Genomic DNA, 18,306 nt, shown 5'->3' with positions numbered 1-18,306 from the left:
CTAAATCCATCCCTCTGACGAGAATAAGTCTTTGGCTCCCTTCCACGGTTGCACCTGCATGCCCGGTTCGGGTGGCGGCGTACAAGGGGAATATCTTCCGTTGGTCACATCGTAGCAGAACGCTGCGTTTCCCTTTGTTCCGAAATTACGGAAACGGGTTTTCTCGACGTGTATATACACGATCCCCATTTCATCCTGACGGTCTACCACAATTCCGTAGTCCGTCATGTTGAAAAAGTTGGCCGAGCCGTTGATGTCATACATGGTGGGAACTTCCGTTTTCTGCGTGCCGTATTGCTTGTTCATCTTTCTCGGATGCGCCACCAGAATGACGAGGCAGGAGTTGAGCCGGGCAAAACGTGCCAGACTATTCATGAATGAACCGATATACCCTGTCTCCGTCATGCCTGCCGGGATCTGATGGTTGATGTAATTGTACGGGTCGATGACAAACACACGGATGCCGTGACGGTGTACCAGTTCGCGTGCCTTCGACAAGACGTTGCCCAGTGTGAAATCCCCGTCCGGGAGAATGTGCCAGACGCGTTGCGAAAGATAATCCACTACGCGGGCGAATTCCTCCTCCGTAGAGAAATCTTTGCGGAAACGGTGTCCCAGCAGTTTCTCCGCCAGTTTGGCATGATGATACTCGATTGGCGTGTTCTCCGGACTGAAATATCCCGCTCGCCAATCTTGGCGGGTGCAGAGCCGGAGCACTATCTCATCTACAAAGTCCGATTTGCCATGTCCGGGAATACCGGTGACGGTGAGCACCCGCCCCGTTTCCAGCCTCATGATTTCGTCCAGATTCGGTATTCCCAATTCCACGCCCGAAGTATACCCCTCTTCAAACAGTTGGTGCAACCCCTCCCGTAAGTCTTCTGCCGTAAACGTACCTTCCAGGCGGGGGATGGGCGCGTCCTCCAGTGCCTTCAGTAGTGCGTCCGGGCCTTCCGCCACGAGCAGTTCGTTGGCGTCCTTGTATGCTTCGCCGTAGGTGACGATACGGCAGCGGTCTACCCCCAGCCGTCGGGAGAGTTCCCGGCACAGTTCCCGTCCCTTGCGGTCGGTGTCCACCGACAGATAAATCACTTGTTTCTGCTCGAAATGAGATTCCGACAATTCGTCCAGCCAGTCCAGTTGACTGTTGGCACCGTTCGGCACGGAAATGACATCCGTCCGGCCGACAGCCATGTAGGAGAGGGCATCAAATTCCCCTTCCACGAGGATGCACTCCGGCGTGTCGCGGATGGCGTCGATGTTGTAAGGGATGGTGCGCGCTCCTTGCAGTAATTTGAAGTGCTTTTGTGAGTCGCGGAACTTCGTGTTCACCAATTCCCCGTTTTCGAAAAAGTTGAAGCAGAGACAGTCCCTCTTTTCCCAGCCTTTCTCCTTTCCGGATATAGGCATCGAGATGGAGGCGAAAGCCACGCCAGCTTCCACCAATACTTCCGGCGGAATGTGGCGGACGTCACGACACCATTCAATTTGCTTCTGTGTGAGTGCCCCTTGCTCTGGGTCGCCGTGCGGCTTTTCAGAGGGCGGACAACTGGAGTTGCTACCTGTTGCCGTTGGAAATTTGACCAACGGATCACCCAGCTTTCTGCCTTTTCCGGCATATATGGCTGCCGAACCGTGTGCGCCGCAGTAGTGGCACAAATACAGTTTGGTATCGAGGTTGACACTTAGTGATTTATCACGCTTATCCGTCCGTTGGGCATGACACCAGGGACATTTTGTTTTCATTTTGCCGCTTGTGCGACCGTGGGTATCAATACCCAGTTCTTTGAATCTATCCATATTTAGTAAATGATTGAGAGATAATATGCTATCGTGTCCATTCGTTCGTCACCGGATTCCAGATATGTGCCGCCGAAGGTCGCGGCTTGGCATAAGCGGGGATGGGATGCCCGTCGTAGGTACGTATTCCGTTGGTGATGGTTTCGTAGGGCGAACATTGCTGTTGCTCTTGCCGGTTTTTGAGAAACTTCTTCAATGCCACCTGCGTTGTGGATGACACATGGCTTCCCTGCCGGGTGAGATTGGCGAAATAGTTTTTTATTTCGTGCAGGCTGTTCATCGAGCTTTCATTCCCCCGTAAGATGATTTGCTCCCGTAAATAGTTGAAGAACCATTCTTTTTCTTCCATCATCAGCCGGGGGATGCCCGACTGAATGGCTACGACTTCATACCAGGATGTGTCGTTCATTGCCTCCTGTAGATTTTCTTCCCATGCGTTGGGGCGCATATCGGGTGTCACAGCGTTCAAGTCCGTCACCTTCAAACCATTTTCTTCTTCTTTTTCTTTTCCGCTTTCTTCAGAAGAAGAATTTTTTTTGTTTATTTCTTTATTTATAATGGGGGATGGATTTTTCTGTATATTTGACGTATTTTTCATTTCCCGAGTGTTAAAATTCTCTGCATTTCCGTTGGCTTTCAGAGAGTTATTGACGTGCGGTTTCGTGTTGCGCTTTTTTTCATCTTCCATGTTGTCAAGTGCTTCCCTATAATCGTCTATTGCTTTAGAATGGAGGTTCATTTTCTCATCCAGATAAAAGAGTCCGTAATTGTATAATACACTTTCCATCAGTTCGTCGCTCACATCATAAAGGTTCTGGATGAAGGAAGCAGTTTGCGGTGCCAGAAAATGTTGTGGCTGTTGATAGAGCTTTTCCATCACAAGCCAATATAGTCCGTAGGCTTTCAGTCCGTCTTGCATAATCATCCGCAGCAGTTCGTTGTCGGTGTATGCCAGTAGGGGGTGCGGAAAATAACTTCTGATGGCAGATTCTTCGCAAAAGTCGGCATAGAGTATATGCGAGTTGTATCCTTTGCCGGGACGCCGGAAATAATGGTGGTAGAGGAGCTCGAGATGTTCGGGTTGGGCATGGAATATATTGGCGATGATTCCCATTGTCTGGATATTGACGCAGCATTTAAGCTGTGCATGAGCTTCTTCGAGCATCACCCAGTATAGTCCGTATATTTCCAGTCCTTGTTCCCGTATCAAAATACTCATGGGTATATTGCTGGAAGAAGAAGTGGGATGATTGAAGTAACCGTTATGAATCGGTTTTCTCTTTTGTGATGCGTTGTTCGATTGTTTGGTATTTGCTGAATTAGATGTTGTCATAATAAAATATATTAGTTTCTGTTTTAAATTCTATTTTTCTGAAAATACAGATACGAAGAATCCGGCCACTTCTTTGGAAAGCAGCAAATATCGTACTCATTCTTCATGATGGAATCGGAGTATTCTCTTCGTGTATGTAATCTGTAATATAGGGAATTTTCGGAGCAGGGGAGATTTAATTCCGAAGTTCTGAAAAAGCAATGCTGGAAAAACAGATAACTGCTTCTGTCAAAAAACAAGGAAGCAGCATTGACATGATTTTTTCTCTTACTTGCGGTTGCAAAGTAACTACTTTATTTCGTATATGTCCTACAACTTTCCTTATTTAATCCATGAAATTAATTTTTTTTCACAGAAGAGCCGAATACAATCCCTGCTACTCGACACGTAAGCCATTTTCTACAATGCACGTCATAGTATGGGAGAAACCTGTTGGAGGGGTTTTCGTAGTAGGGGCGGCCGAAATAGTGTTCATATTCTGTCAGTGTCCCTGTAATGGAAAGGCAGGTTCCGTCTGTTCGTTGCAGGCAGAAATCGGCGTTGTCCCATCTCATCCGGTCTATCAGTTCTTCTACTTGGTATGCACGGCGCATAGATTCTCCCAGTGTCAACAGTGTACCGTAATTCTCTTCCGCATCTTGGCGGATAATAGCTGCCCGACGGGAAACCGTCAGGCAACTGTCATTCTTCATCGTTTTTTTCATACAGATTTCTTTGTGCTGAAATGCTCACATTTCAGTTCTTGTTAGTGGTGTAAATGTAGTGAATTTACTTGACTTTACAAAGGATAAAATTACTTATATAATGGATGATTAGTTAAATAAATGGAATAAAATATTTTGTATTTTTCATTGTCTGAATATAGGCTTTAAAGAGCTTATGGAGGAGTTTAAAGAAAGCTGTGGAGGGAATGGGAATAGGCTGCAAAGGGCAAAGGACGGCCCTCCTTATCCTCTGTGGTGAAAACCGTGCAATAATGTCCCACATGGTAATTGGTACACTGATAATTATTCACCATTGAAACCTTTTGCGCAGCCTTTTTATCCAACTGTCGCTACGTATAACATTATTATTCTCTCCAATCGCTTTTTTCAAATCCCGGATCCGTTCATTTTGTCTCTTCATTGCTGCCTGTATTTCGTTTATCAACGTATTTATTTCCTTCTGCAGCTGAATTTCCTCTTCTTTCAATTGAATAATGTGGGCGTATTTTTCGCAGACCATTGTTTTGTCTATACACAGTTGTTCCAGCGTATCAATATATTCTGCTGTAATGCCGGCTTTACTTCGGCGAAAGAGTTCCAGAATACATTCTTCGTCAACGTTCGGAACATTGTCTATGTATAACATAGGGAATTGTCCCATTTCCACCCAAAGCAGGATCGCTTCTTTTTCGATGTGATACTTAATCACTGCTTTTTCTACACTAATCCATTTTGGCATATTGCTTTTGTTTTAATGTGTTATAAAAAAAGGAGTAAATAACGTATTGTCCGGAGAGGTGCAACGAACACCCACGGTTTTTATGATTTCGGTCGGGTGGGGAATTGGTTGGGGTATAAGGATTGTTGAAACCGACCGGATACAATAAAAGCGTGAGTGCTGTTGTACCATTATCTAAACTTAAGGCTTAGCAATACCCTTCACCAGATAATGATAAACAACAGACACCCACGCCAAACGTTTATATATAACAAATCTCTAATCGATATGTTGATATACGACTATCTACGTGGAGTATCTGTTGTATCATCTCTCGGTGTGAAAAAACTGCTAATTTTTAAGTTTGATAGACAATACGTTATTTACTCCATTAAGGAATAAAAACCGCTTTTGCCTGTTTCATCACGCTGATGGGCAGAAAGCGTGTGACAAAGATATATGTTTTTTTCGGAATAGGATGGAAAAGAGGAAATAAATGCAGGAAATATGGTATGAGAATAGAGAGTATGGTATAAAGATGGTAAATATGCTATACGGGTGGCAAATATAATGTGATGATAAAAAGGAGGGAGCCAAAAGTGAAACCATCTATTAGATTGATATTATTTAGGTACGGATTACACGGATTTCGCGGCTTTTAGTCTAATGGAACCGTGAAATCCGTGTAATCCGTGCCTAAATGAAAGCCATAAAAGTCTTTTGACCTCGCATTGTCTTTCCGTGCAATTCTTTTTTTAGCTGCGATTTCTTTTGGGCTTTCCGGAGAAGATAGTCAGTTCAAGAATTGCAAAGATGATTTCCGTTGTGGTATATCCGGTAAATGTATATTCCAAATTTTCATTTTCGGAGAAGTATTTGAGATAAACGGTTGGAGTGCCATTGTGGAAGTCGAGAAAAAGATAAGAAGTATAATCATAGATGCCAAGATCGGCAAACTCGTTCAGAATCGCTGTGTTGAAAATCGTGCATTGGCCTGTCTTTGATTCATTTCCGGACATTTCGAATCTGCGATGTTCTTTGGCGAGATCGTCTTTATTCACATGTCTGAATTGTTCTTGCAGTTCTTTACTGAAAGAAAGGCGTTGTCTGATGAAATTAAAAACTTCTTCCTTTGTCATTTGTTTTAAATCGGTTATTTCCATTTTTTATTAATTAGTCGGGTAAAGGTACTTTCTTTATTTGGTAATAAATCGGATTTAGTCATATTTCTTTTATTTATTTTTCGGCTTATAACCCTAAAAGAATCTGAATTTATGGAATTATTTAGGGTTATAACCCTAAAAACTTTCCGAAAATAGTATATCTTTGTGCTTATAACCCTAAAAACTTTTGAATATGATTAATCGTGAACAGTATATGGAACAAATCGTTCCTTTTATAGATAAGCCGTTTGTAAAAGTGATAACGGGTATTCGTCGCAGTGGAAAATCGGTAGTGCTGCGTCTGATTCGTGACGAACTGTTGAGGAGAGGAGTTCGTGAAGAACGTATCATCTATCTGAATTTTGAAAGTTTTCAGTGGATAGATCTGAAAGAGGCGAAGGCTTTGTATGCTTATATTCGGGGGCAGGCAGGCGATGCGGGTAAATATTATATTCTCTTGGATGAAATTCAGGAAGTGGACGGTTGGGAAAAAGTGGTCAACTCACTTCTGGTAGATTTGGATACGGATATTTATGTGACCGGCTCCAACTCACGTATGTTATCGTCCGAACTGGCAACTTATTTAACGGGACGGTATGTCGCTTTTCATGTCATGACCTTGTCTTTTAGAGAATATCTGACTTTCCATGACTTGCAGGCCAATGATCTGACGCTCAACCGGAAGGAGGAATTTCAGAAATATCTCCGTATGGGAGGATTCCCAGCCATACATACTGCCGATTATGGATATGAGGCTATCTATAAAATTGTCTACGACATCTATTCTTCTGTCATTCTTCGTGACACGGTGCAGCGTCACAATATCCGGAATGTGGAACTGCTCGAACGGGTAGTGAAGTTTGTTTTCGATAATATAGGCAATAAGCTGAACGCTAAAAATATAGCTGATTACTTCAAAAGTCAGCAACGGAAGGTGGATATGAATACCATCTATAATTATCTGAATGCATTGGAAAGTGCTTTTATCATTCAACGTATTCCCCGGTATGATATTAAAGGAAAGGAAATTCTGCAGACGAATGAAAAGTATTTTGTAAGTGACCTTTCTTTGATTTATTCCGTGATGGGCTATCGTGACCGGTTGATTGCAGGTATGTTGGAGAATCTGGTCTGTCTGGAGTTGAAAAGAAGGGGTTATGAAGTGTATGTAGGCAAACAGGATGATAAAGAAGTGGATTTTGTAGCCATCCGTCGGGAAGAAAAGATTTATGTGCAAGTAACGTATCAGTTAGCTTCACAGGCCACTGTTGAGAGGGAGTTTGCTCCTTTGCTCGCCATTAACGACCATTATCCTAAATATGTAGTTAGCATGGACAGCTTGTGGCAGGATAATGTGGAGGGTGTCAGGCATCGTCATATAGCCGATTTCTTGTTGGATGATGCTTGACGTTAAGGAATATAGAAAACGAAAAAGAGGAAATTCTCTGCGAGAATCTCCTCTTTTTTCATCTTTCACGAAAGATCGAATTATTTCTTCTTACGGTCACCGTAACGGCTCATGAACTTATCAACACGACCTGCAGTATCTACCAATGTAGATTTACCTGTATAGAACGGGTGAGAAGTGTTTGAGATTTCAATCTTCAGCAACGGATAAGTTTCACCTTCGAATTCGATGGTTTCTTTAGTTGCTACAGTTGATCTAGACAAAAACATGTCACCATTTGACATATCTTTAAATACTACCGGACGGTATGATTCTGGATGAAGGCCTTTTTTCATTTCAGTATCTGTTTTTTTAATTTATATTCTGTTACTATTTTGGTAAGAAATAGTGTAATGGTCATTTTCAGAGCGCAAAGATAATGCTTTTCTGTGAAATAGAAAAAGGTTTTCTAAAATTTCTGATTTCTAATTTATGATTTCTGATTTGCTATGCAGATTTTGGTGATTAAATGAATTGAAAAATGAGGTATAAATAAGGTATAAATAAGGAGATATAAATCCGAAGGCATAAATCAGAATTCAGAAATCATAAATCCCAAAGTTTGCAAGGTGGACATTACAATCTAATGTCACACTCGTATTCCTGCTAAATTTTGCAGTCTGATTTAAACCTTTTTCTACTATATTTTTCTTTCCGATGTTCGTTATTCGATGGATAATGCTTACTTTTGCGTAGAATTTTTATTCACTAACAATAAACTTTAAACAAAATGGTAAATTACAAAGATTTAGGATTGGTAAACACAAGAGAAATGTTTGCTAAGGCTATCAAAGGTGGATATGCTATCCCAGCATTCAACTTCAACAATATGGAACAAATGCAGGCTATCATCAAGGCTGCTGTTGAAACTAAATCTCCTGTGATTCTTCAGGTTTCTAAAGGTGCTCGTCAGTATGCTAACGCTACTTTGTTGCGTTACATGGCACAGGGTGCTGTAGAATATGCTAAAGAATTAGGCTGCGCACATCCGGAAATCGTTCTTCACCTTGACCACGGAGATACATTCGAAACTTGCAAATCTTGTATCGATTCAGGTTTCTCTTCAGTAATGATCGATGGTTCTCACCTTCCTTACGAAGAAAACGTAGCATTGACTAAGAAAGTTGTTGAATACGCTCACCAGTTCGACGTAACTGTAGAAGGTGAACTTGGCGTATTGGCTGGTGTAGAAGATGAAGTTTCTGCTGACCACCACACATATACTGACCCAGAAGAAGTAATCGACTTCGCTACTCGCACTGGTTGCGACTCTTTGGCTATCTCAATCGGTACTTCTCACGGTGCTTACAAGTTTACTCCGGAACAATGCCACATCGACCCGGTTACAGGCGTAATGGTTCCTCCTCCATTGGCATTCGAAGTATTGGACGCTGTAATGGAAAAACTTCCGGGATTCCCTATCGTTCTTCACGGTTCATCTTCAGTTCCACAGGAAGAAGTGGCAACTATCAACCAATACGGTGGTGCATTGAAAGCTGCTATCGGTATTCCCGAAGAATGGTTGCGTAAGGCTGCTAAGTCTGCTGTTTGCAAAATCAACATCGACTCTGACTCACGTCTGGCTATGACTGCTGCTATCCGTAAGACTTTCGCTGAAAAACCAGCTGAATTCGACCCACGTAAGTATCTTGGCCCGGCTCGTGACAACATGGAAAAACTGTACAAGCACAAAATCATCAACGTGCTCGGTTCTGACAACAAATTGGCACAGTAATAATCTCCGGATTATTCCATAAATAAAAGAAAGAGGCTGCTCCGGTTTGAACACCGGTGGCAGCCTTTTTTATGACGTTTAATTGTTTCAGAACGGAGAGAAGATAACACTATGGCTGTAATAAAGAACACCCGTGTCACAACTGAATGTAACACGGGTGTTCTTATCTATTATATAATGTTTCTTACATCAAGAATCCAAGCAGGATACCGGCAGCAACAGCTGAACCGATCACTCCGGCAACGTTCGGACCCATAGCGTGCATCAGCAAATAGTTGGTCGAATCATATTCCAAACCAATCACTTGCGAGATACGTGCAGAGTCGGGAACAGCAGAAACACCTGCATTACCGATCAACGGATTGATCTTATTACCCTTCTTCAGGAAGATATTGAAGATCTTAACGAAGATGACACCGGAGGCAGTTGCAATAACAAATGACAATGCACCGAGGGCAAAGATCTTGATAGAGTCAAGCGTCAGGAATTCGGATGCTTGTGTAGAAGCACCTACTGTCAGACCCAACAGGATAGTGATTGTATCAATCAACGGACCACTGGCTGTATTAGCCAAACGGCGGGTTACACCACTTTCTTTCAACAGGTTACCGAAGAACAGCATACCCAGCAAAGGCAGACCGGAAGGAACCAGGAAACAAGTCAGCAACAAACCGATGATCGGGAAAATCACCTTCTCCGTGTGAGAAACGGCACGTGGCGGTTTCATGCGGATGACACGTTCGTTCTTGGTGGTGAGCAGACGCATGATAGGCGGCTGTATCACCGGAACCAACGCCATATAGGAGTAGGCGGACACCGCAATGGCTCCCATCAGGTTAGGTGCTAGCTTGGAAGAAAGGAAGATGGCCGTCGGGCCGTCTGCTCCACCAATGATACCGATAGCACCGGCTTGCATCGGGTCGAAGCCCATTTCTAACGCGATCATATAAGCACCGAAGATACCGAATTGTGCAGCTGCACCGATCAGCATCAATTTTGGATTAGAGATAAGTGCCGAGAAGTCCGTCATGGCGCCGATGCCCAAAAAGATGAGCGGCGGATACCAGCCGGAGGTCACTCCCTGATACAATATATTCAATACAGAACCTTCTTCATAAATACCGACTTTCAGCCCGGCATCCATATTAAAAGGTATGTTACCGATCAATATACCGAAACCGATAGGAATCAGCAGCATCGGTTCGAACTCTTTGGCTATTGCCAAATAGATGAATACCAAGCCAACGAGAATCATGACTACATGCCCTACCGTAGCATTGGCAAAGCCTGTGTATGTCCAGAAGTCGGCCAGGTTATTTCCTAAAAAGTTTATAAAGTCTCCCATATTATTCAATAATTACGAGGTCATTACCTTCAAGAACAGAGTCTCCCTTGTTGACGTTGATGGCAGTAATCTTACCGTCCTTATCCGCATTGATATTGTTTTCCATCTTCATGGCTTCCAATATGATAATGGTCTGTCCTTTCTTTACAGTATCGCCTACATTCACTTTGATGTCGAGGATCACACCCGGCAGCGGAGATTTTACTCCTGATTTTCCGGTAGACGGAGCGGTCGGTTTCACTACTTGAGTAGGAGCAGCAGGAGCATTAGGCATCGGGCGTACTGTCACGGGTTTCGCAACAGGCTTCGGCTGTTTCTCCATTTCTACTTTATAGTGTGTACCGTTCACTTCTACATGAGCGATGTTGTCTTCAATATCTCCGATGGTTACTTTATATGAGTTACCGTTGATTTTATATTTATATTCTTTCATCGTTTTTACTTTTTAAAAGGTGACTTACTTTCTGGGAGGAGTTTCACGCAAAGTGTAAATCTTCGAACTCCATGGTGAGTAGCTGCGTTTTACGCGGGTGATGGTCAGCACCGTTTCTTCTACGTCGTGCACCTCATCCTGCATTTCGTGTAATGCCATAGAAATAGCAGCGTATACTTCGCCCGGAGCCTGTGACAGTTCCTTAGCTTCATGCTTGTCAATGCCTTTAGATTTCATAGCGTTGCGCTTGCTCAAATTAACAGCTACTTTTCCTACAATCTTAAAAGCAATAAAGAGAAGAATCAATCCGCAGAATACTACGCTCATGGCAGAAATGGACATTCCAACGCCATTAGCATCGTGTTCTTCAAATTTTTCCATCTTGGAATTGCTGTCAAGAGTCTTGTTGTTGGTGCTCGGAGTCACGTATTTGTCACCGCTTCCACTTTTTACTTCCCATTCAGCTGCCCCGTCGCTTACACGAGCGTATGATTGGTTGGGACCGAGAGTGCCTGCGGGCACTACAATCTGGTCGAGCAACTTTTTGCCGGAGTCGAACAGACCAACCCAATTAGCTGTTTCCGGATTCAGCTTGAAGCTGGTATGGAAAGTACCACGGTTAGGTTCGCCATCTGCCCAGAATAGTGCATGTTGGCGTGGTTTCACTAAGGTAAGTATATCACCTTTCGGGATAAAATAAGTAACTGTATCGCCCGGTTGGCTGCTTACTTTCAGCAAGCAAGCTGCCAGGTCGGCGCTACCGAATGATTTATTGAATATTTCAATCCATGCGCTGTGCAATCCGTAATCGTCCTGAAAATTACTCTGATTGTCTATCAGGATTTCGTTTAGCACCAGCTTATTGTTCGACTTTTGCTCTCCACAAGAAGTCAGACCAATCAGCAACAGCAAAGAAAGGAATATTCCGATTTTGGTTTTGTTCATAATCGTTCTTGTTTTAATGTGAAAAGTAGGATTACAACGGAATATTACCATGCTTCTTAGCCGGATTGCTCAATTTCTTAGTCTGCAACTGCTGCAAAGCACGGATAACACGGAAACGTGTGTTGCGCGGTTCAATCACATCGTCGATGTAGCCATATTTAGCTGCATTGTAAGGATTGGCGAACAGTTTCGTGTATTCTGCTTCTTTCTCTGCAAGGAATTGAGCAGGGTTTTCCTGATCTTTGGCTTCGCGTGCGTACAATACTTCTACTGCTCCTGCACCACCCATTACTGCGATTTCGGCAGTAGGCCATGCGTAGTTCATGTCACCGCGAAGTTGCTTACAGCTCATCACGATGTGAGAACCACCGTAAGATTTACGTAATGTAATAGTAACCTTAGGCACAGTAGCTTCACCGTAAGCATACAACAGTTTAGCACCATGAAGGATAACGCCATTGTATTCCTGACCTGTTCCCGGAAGGAATCCCGGTACGTCTACCAACGATACGATAGGAATATTGAATGCATCGCAGAAACGAACGAAACGTGCACCCTTACGAGATGCGTTACTATCGAGCACACCAGCCAGATACTTAGGCTGATTAGCAACGATACCTACCGATTGTCCGTTGAAGCGGGCGAAACCGATGATGATATTCTTTGCATAATCTTTCTGGATTTCAAGGTATTCACCGTTGTCCACAATAGCGCCGATCACTTCGTACATGTCATACGGTTTAGTAGGGCTGTCGGGGATAATATCGTTCAAAGAATCTTCCAGACGGTCGATTGGGTCTGTGCAATCTACATAAGGAGCTTCTTCAAGGTTGTTTTGAGGAATATAGCTCAACAGTTTGCGAATCAGTTCGAAACCTTCTTCTTCTGTTTGGGCGGTGAAATGAGTTACACCCGATTTAGTGGAGTGAACGCTTGCGCCACCGAGGTTTTCCTGGCTAACGTCTTCACCTGTAACGGTCTTCACCACTTTCGGTCCGGTGAGGAACATATAAGAAGTGCCTTCCATCATCAGTGTAAAGTCGGTCAGAGCCGGAGAATAAACAGCACCACCGGCACAAGGACCGAAGATACCGGAAATCTGCGGAATAACACCTGAAGCAAGGATGTTGCGTTGGAAGATTTCTGCATAACCTGCCAAAGCGTTGATACCTTCTTGGATACGTGCACCACCCGAGTCGTTGATACCGATACAAGGAGCACCCATCTTCATGGCCTGATCCATAATTTTACAAATCTTCAATGACATTGTTTCTGACAGTGAACCGGCAGAAACAGTGAAGTCCTGTGCGAACACATATACCAGACGTCCTTCGATTGTACCGCAGCCGGTTACTACACCGTCTCCCGGATAATGTTTTTTCTCCATTCCGAAGTTCGTGCATCTGTGCTCAACGAACATGTCCATTTCTTCGAAGCTACCCTCGTCAAGCAGCATAGCCAGACGCTCGCGTGCTGTGTATTTCCCTTTTTCATGTTGCTTCGCAATTGCTTTTTCACCGCCTCCGATACGTGCTACGGCACGGCGTTCAATAAGCTCTTTAATTTTTTCAAGTTGATTACTCATGAGTTCTTGTTGGTTTTAGAGTTTATGATTAATGTTCGCAGAGTTCTGTCAACACGCCCAAAGTTGATTTCGGGTGAAGGAAAGCAATATTCAAACCTTCGGCACCCTTGCGGGGAGCTTTGTCGATAAGGCGGATTTCTTTGCTTTCTGCTTCTGCCAAAGCATTGGCTACGCCATCTTCTACAGCAAAGGCTACATGGTGAACACCTGCACCTTTGTTTTCAATGAATTTGGCAATAGTACTCTCCGGGCAAGTCGGCTCCAACAGTTCAATTTTGGTTTCGCCTACTTTTAAAAAAGCAGTTCTTACTTTCTGATCTTCCACTGTTTCAATGTTGTAACACTTCAGACCTAATACATTTTCGTAGTAAGGAAGGGCTTCTTCGATGCTTTTTACAGCAATGCCCAGATGTTCAATGTGTGAAATCTTCATAACTATACTTTTTTTATTTGGTTTTAATCATGTGCTTATATGGCATAAAACAGCACAAAGAAAGACATTTCTTACCTAATAAAGAAATATTTCTGCATTTAATTATTGGATTATTAAACAGAAAAAATGGTAGGGAAGGAGCATGAAGAGTCGTTTTGCAATCTTGAGATTACATTTAGACATAAAATTTGACTAAGAGTTTGTTCAGCCAATTCCAATTGACACGGAACCAGCGGCGGGTACTGCTTTGCTTTCCTCCGAATCGGAGAACGAAATCACGATAACCGTGTTTGCGGAACGGAAGTCCTACATCCATAAATTCCATGTGACGGAATCCCCGTTGGCGGGCGTCTTCCAATGCCTTCCAGACGGCCAACACTCCCGGATACTGAAGTGCGTATGTCTTTCTCATTCCTCCGGAAAACCAAAGGTACGCGTCATCTCCCGAGTAGATACAGACGGAACCGCCAATGATTTTCTCTTTGTATTTTACTACGAATATTTTTGCCTGTTGTCCTTTGATTAACATATCGTTCATGTGACGGAAAAAGTCGTTGGCAGGGAAATATCTGCGTATGCGGGAGGAATAAACCTTGTGCAGCATCCGTGAGAAATCGTGTATTTCTTCCACGGTATGTGCCTCCTCTACTTTGGCTCCATTCTTGAGTCCTTTTTTTATCTGACGGATGCGTGACGGGCTGAACCGGTCTTCCGTCTTTTTCATACTGTGCAGCGAATTGCGTACCCGCAGCCAATTGACAGGGAAATAATCATTGGCACGGAAAACCCGATAGCCGAACATTGAATTGTTTAGGTTCCGGAATTCGATCAGGACACAGCTGCGCGATGCTTCTTGTGTGAGATGTTCGAGCATATCGCCAAAGATTTCTTCTGCCTTTTCTTTGTTGGTCGAAAGCGACTCATCCAGAAATTCACCTTCGCTATATACTACGCAATGTTTCACTAAAGAGGAGGGAAGCCACTTTTTCGCTTTGCGGATGGCAGCAAGCAGGCGTGCCACAGGTCTGCCGTCTTCTGTTGCTACTATTAATAAAGGAGTATACCCCGGAGTCGCTTCATAAATCTGAAATAACTCTTTGGAATGGAAGGCGTTTTTTCCCGGCAATTCAGGAATGTCCTTCCCATGATAATATGTGGTTAGTTTAAGTGGCATCTAGGTACAAATTTACACTTTTTATTCTTTATTCAACAACAAAACAAAGATTTTGTTGGAACTGCCTGAAGTAAAGTACAATATATCTTTGCATATTTAATGGAAAAAATGTATTTTATAGGAGAAATATGGTATGAAAAGTGAGTACGTATTAAAATTAGGTTCGTCTTAAATTAAGATTATAATCGAATAGTTTTTGCAAAACAACGAGAATTAATATTAACTTTAAATTAGAACGAATGAGATGTAATGCATTTGTTGAAGCATGGAAGAATTATCATAGACGCGCTTCCATGATTTTAGGGTTGTCTTTATTAGCTGCCCCTCTGTCATACGCTGTTTATGCAGAAGATGGAGTTTCTAATACTATGGTGCAAGTTGTCACACAAACGAAAACTGTGAAAGGAACTATCATCGATGAAAGCGGGGAGCCGCTGATTGGAGTTTCTATCGTTGTGAAAGGAACAAGTACAGGTACGATTACCGATTTTAACGGTAACTTCTTTATCGATCTTCCGGCGGGAAGAAAAGAACTGGTCATTTCTTATATCGGTTACAAAGAACAAACGGTGACTGTGACAGGCAACGGACCGGTCAATGTGAAAATGGTTTCGGATACGCAGGCATTGGATGAAGTGGTTGTTGTGGGTTACGGTACGATGAAAAAACGCGATTTGACAGGGGCTATCACTTCTGTAAAAAGTGAAGATGTAGTGATGAATCCAAGTTCAAATCCGATGCAGGCTTTACAAGGTAAGGTGGCAGGATTGGATATTACGCGTGAATCGGGACAGGCCGGTTCGGGAGTAAAGATGCAGTTGCGTGGTAACCGGTCATTCCAGAAGGATTCCGGAAATCCTTTATTTATAATTGATGGTATGCCGGGGGATTATTCTACATTGAATCCGAATGATATTGAAAGCATTGAAGTTTTAAAAGATGCTTCTTCGACAGCTATTTATGGTTCAAGTGGTGCGAACGGTGTTATTTTAATTACTACTAAAGGTGGTAAGGAAGGCAAAGCAATTGTTAATTTTAATGCATACGTAGGTGTAAACGGCTGGTCAAGGACTCCGGAGATGCGTAGTGGAGAAAGTTATATACAAACCTTGAGAGATGCATCTGTTGGTGCTGGCGATGGACGTTGGAGCTCGGTTGCTGATGATAAAAATCTGTTTACTACTGATGCTGAATGGAATGCACATCAAAATGGCCAATATATAGATTGGGTGGATGCTTTGTTGAAAACCAGTGTAACACAGAATTATTCTGTTTCTGTGGCTGGTGGAACGGAAAAGACAAAGGCATATTTTTCTCTGAACTTCTCTAATGAGGATGGACAGTTTGCACAAGATAGCTATAAACTTTATTCATCTAAAATCCGGGTAGATCATAAGATTAAAAAGTGGATGAAGGTGGGCATTGATGCTCAACTGTCTTATGTACATCAAAATAAAGCTGATTCTGATTTGCAGACTTTGATGGCGTCAAATCCTCTTGGATCGTTGTATAATGAAGATGGAAGCATCAATCCGCAACCTGTTGCCGATCCTTCATCTACAGTATATAATTATCTTTTAAATGAGGATAAAAGTTTGTACCGCAATCAGGCTCAAAACCTTAAGGTCTATTTTAATCCTTACTTGGAAATCACTCCTCTTAAAGGGCTGACTTTTATTACTCGTGCTGGTGCTAATTTGGGATATTCACGTAGTAACACTTTCACAGGAGAGGGGTCTGTTCAATGGTATAAGGCAAATCAAACGGCAGACGGCATTAAGGCACAAGTTAAGGACAACCGTTCGTATAATTATAAGTGGGAAAATATACTTACTTACAATTTCCAGATTAAGAAAGTGCATGATATAACTCTTACTGCAGTTACATCTTGGAACCACAATCGTAGTGATGTCACTACTTTGTATCAAAAAGGTGTTTCTGATAATAAATTCTTATGGCATAATATTCTTGATGGTAATTCTGCAACTTCGGGAAGTACTTCTTATAGTATGTCTAAGGGGATGGGATATGTCGGCCGTTTGAACTATTCATATATGGGTAGGTATTTATTTGCTGCATCTGTCCGCCATGACGGCTCTTCCAGACTGGCAGAAGGTAATAAATGGGATACTTTCCCGGCTTTTTCTTTGGGATGGAGAATTTCTGATGAAAAATTTATGGAGAGTACGACTAACTGGTTGAGTAATCTGAAAATTCGCTTCGGATATGGTGTTACGGGTAGTACAGCGGGGATTGATCCGTATTCGTCTGCTGCATCATTGGATGCTACTGCTGTAAATATGATATTAGGAGGTGTTCTGACACCGATTTATAAATTCTCACAGAATATTCCGAACTATTTGCTTACATGGGAAAAGTCGTATAACACGAATATTGGTATTGACGCTGCATTCTTAAATAATCGCATTGATGTCAGTATGGAATATTATAATACAAAAACAAAAGATGTTATATGGAACAAGGCACTTCCTGTTATTAATGGAGCATTCTCCCCGGATGGCGGACCTAAAGCGAATTATACTACTAATTTAAATATGTGTGAGACTAGCAATAAAGGTTTTGAGTTGGCTCTTAATACACGTAATATTATAACAAAGAACTTTACCTGGAGTTCAAGTGTAACTTTCAATCATAATAAAGAGAAAATAACCAAATTGTCCGGTGGAGATTCAGATGTGCTTAATAATGGTGACACCGGTTATGCATTGGCATTGGGAGAAGCTATTAACTCTTATTATCATTATAAGTTGGATGGTGTATGGCAAAAAGGTGAGGAAACTGATGCGGCGGTATTTGGTGCTGCACCTGGTGATTTGAAAATCAATATACCTAATTTAGTAAAAGAATCTGATGGTAGATTCTATAAAATAGATGAAGAAACGGGTAGTGCTGCTGTGGATGAAAATGGTAATGTTATTTATTACACTTCTGATAATAAATATACTCCAAGTGATGCAGATTATCAAATTCTGGGTCACAACTCTCCGGATTGGTCTTTAGGATTCCAGAATAATTTTACCTGGAAGGATTTTGATTTAAGTGTGTTTGTTTATGCACGTTACGGACAGATGTTTGCTTATGATATGTTGACGTCTTATGACCCGAAGGGTATACGTAACTTCCCGACCTATTTTAATTATTGGACTGAAAACAACCCTTCAAATGATTTTCCTGCCGCCAATGCTAATAAAGGTCTCGAACAATATACGGGATATTACGCATTACGCTATGTAGACGGTTCGTTTATAAAGATTAAGAACATTACATTGGGATATAGTCTGCCGAAATCTATCTTAAAATCAGCCGGTATAGAGAAGTGTCGTTTCTATGCTACCATTACAAATCCGTTTGTATTTGCGAAAAGCCATTTGCTGAAAGACTATGATCCGGAAATGAATGGTTCTCTGAAGTACCCATTGACCAAACAATTTGTATTTGGTGTAAATGTTACATTCTAGTTTTTCACTAAA

15 protein-coding genes are annotated in these 18,306 nt (G+C 42.4%); 3 read left to right on the top strand and 12 right to left on the bottom strand.

The annotated features are described in order from the left end of the window. The 5 genes from INE92_RS11675 to INE92_RS11655 all read right to left on the bottom strand — a co-directional run bounded on the left by INE92_RS11675 (position 1) and on the right by INE92_RS11655 (position 5,718). The gene (locus tag INE92_RS11675; RefSeq protein WP_008644865.1) at positions 1-1,800 is read right to left on the bottom strand and encodes a toprim domain-containing protein; all 1,800 of its coding nucleotides are present in this window, start codon (positions 1,798-1,800) and stop codon (positions 1-3) included. 28 nt (positions 1,801-1,828) lie between these two features. Continuing rightward, complete coding sequence (locus INE92_RS11670; RefSeq protein ID WP_149959061.1) at positions 1,829-3,133, bottom strand: Lin1244/Lin1753 domain-containing protein; 1,305 nt, start codon at positions 3,131-3,133, stop codon at positions 1,829-1,831. Between the two features lie 338 nt (positions 3,134-3,471). Beyond that, on the bottom strand, positions 3,472-3,837 hold the full coding sequence (locus INE92_RS11665; RefSeq protein WP_004311392.1) for an SH3 beta-barrel fold-containing protein: 366 nt from the start codon (positions 3,835-3,837) through the stop codon (positions 3,472-3,474). A gap of 307 nt (positions 3,838-4,144) precedes the next feature. Continuing rightward, positions 4,145-4,576 carry a hypothetical protein gene (locus tag INE92_RS11660; protein WP_049703492.1) on the bottom strand — a complete coding sequence of 144 codons (432 nt, stop codon included), beginning with the start codon at positions 4,574-4,576 and terminating at the stop codon, positions 4,145-4,147. Between the two features lie 734 nt (positions 4,577-5,310). Beyond that, positions 5,311-5,718, bottom strand: coding sequence for a hypothetical protein (locus INE92_RS11655; protein ID WP_004304410.1), 408 nt, complete (start codon positions 5,716-5,718; stop codon positions 5,311-5,313). A 193-nt stretch (positions 5,719-5,911) separates the two neighbouring features. Between INE92_RS11655 and INE92_RS11650 the strand changes: the two genes are divergently transcribed. Further along, positions 5,912-7,126, top strand: coding sequence for an ATP-binding protein (locus tag INE92_RS11650; RefSeq protein WP_212702037.1), 1,215 nt, complete (start codon positions 5,912-5,914; stop codon positions 7,124-7,126). 80 nt (positions 7,127-7,206) lie between these two features. Here the strand turns inward: INE92_RS11650 and INE92_RS11645 are convergent, their stop codons facing one another. Continuing rightward, positions 7,207-7,461, bottom strand: a complete 255-nt coding sequence (locus INE92_RS11645) for a type B 50S ribosomal protein L31 (RefSeq protein ID WP_004300906.1) — start codon at positions 7,459-7,461, stop codon at positions 7,207-7,209. Between the two features lie 434 nt (positions 7,462-7,895). Here INE92_RS11645 and INE92_RS11640 point away from each other — a divergent pair, with 434 nt between their 5' ends. Then, positions 7,896-8,900 (top strand): class II fructose-bisphosphate aldolase, encoded by a 1,005-nt coding sequence (locus INE92_RS11640; RefSeq protein WP_008648889.1) that lies wholly within the window; start codon positions 7,896-7,898, stop codon positions 8,898-8,900. Between the two features lie 184 nt (positions 8,901-9,084). Here INE92_RS11640 and INE92_RS11635 read toward each other — a convergent pair whose 3' ends face one another. The 6 genes from INE92_RS11635 to INE92_RS11610 form a co-directional block, all read right to left on the bottom strand. Beyond that, the gene (locus INE92_RS11635; protein WP_004300899.1) at positions 9,085-10,245 is read right to left on the bottom strand and encodes a sodium ion-translocating decarboxylase subunit beta; all 1,161 of its coding nucleotides are present in this window, start codon (positions 10,243-10,245) and stop codon (positions 9,085-9,087) included. Between the two features lies 1 nt (position 10,246). Continuing rightward, positions 10,247-10,678: an acetyl-CoA carboxylase biotin carboxyl carrier protein gene (locus INE92_RS11630; RefSeq protein WP_004300895.1), complete on the bottom strand. Its 432-nt coding sequence runs from the start codon at positions 10,676-10,678 to the stop codon at positions 10,247-10,249. 24 nt (positions 10,679-10,702) lie between these two features. Continuing rightward, positions 10,703-11,623, bottom strand: a complete 921-nt coding sequence (locus tag INE92_RS11625; protein WP_149958949.1) for an OadG family transporter subunit — start codon at positions 11,621-11,623, stop codon at positions 10,703-10,705. Between the two features lie 31 nt (positions 11,624-11,654). Continuing rightward, entirely contained in the window at positions 11,655-13,208 is a 1,554-nt protein-coding gene (locus INE92_RS11620; protein ID WP_149958948.1) for an acyl-CoA carboxylase subunit beta, read from the bottom strand. Between the two features lie 28 nt (positions 13,209-13,236). After that, positions 13,237-13,641 carry a methylmalonyl-CoA epimerase gene (mce, locus tag INE92_RS11615; RefSeq protein ID WP_002561104.1) on the bottom strand — a complete coding sequence of 135 codons (405 nt, stop codon included), beginning with the start codon at positions 13,639-13,641 and terminating at the stop codon, positions 13,237-13,239. 175 nt (positions 13,642-13,816) lie between these two features. Further along, positions 13,817-14,815 carry a GNAT family N-acetyltransferase gene (locus tag INE92_RS11610; RefSeq protein ID WP_134985561.1) on the bottom strand — a complete coding sequence of 333 codons (999 nt, stop codon included), beginning with the start codon at positions 14,813-14,815 and terminating at the stop codon, positions 13,817-13,819. Positions 14,816-15,054: 239 nt separating this feature from the next. Here INE92_RS11610 and INE92_RS11605 point away from each other — a divergent pair, with 239 nt between their 5' ends. Continuing rightward, positions 15,055-18,294: a SusC/RagA family TonB-linked outer membrane protein gene (locus tag INE92_RS11605; protein WP_149958947.1), complete on the top strand. Its 3,240-nt coding sequence runs from the start codon at positions 15,055-15,057 to the stop codon at positions 18,292-18,294. Positions 18,295-18,306 lie beyond the last annotated feature (12 nt).

Source organism: Bacteroides xylanisolvens, assembly GCF_018289135.1.
Taxonomy (GTDB): Bacteria; Bacteroidota; Bacteroidia; order Bacteroidales; family Bacteroidaceae; genus Bacteroides; species Bacteroides xylanisolvens.
This window is presented reverse-complemented; position numbering and strand designations above follow the sequence as displayed.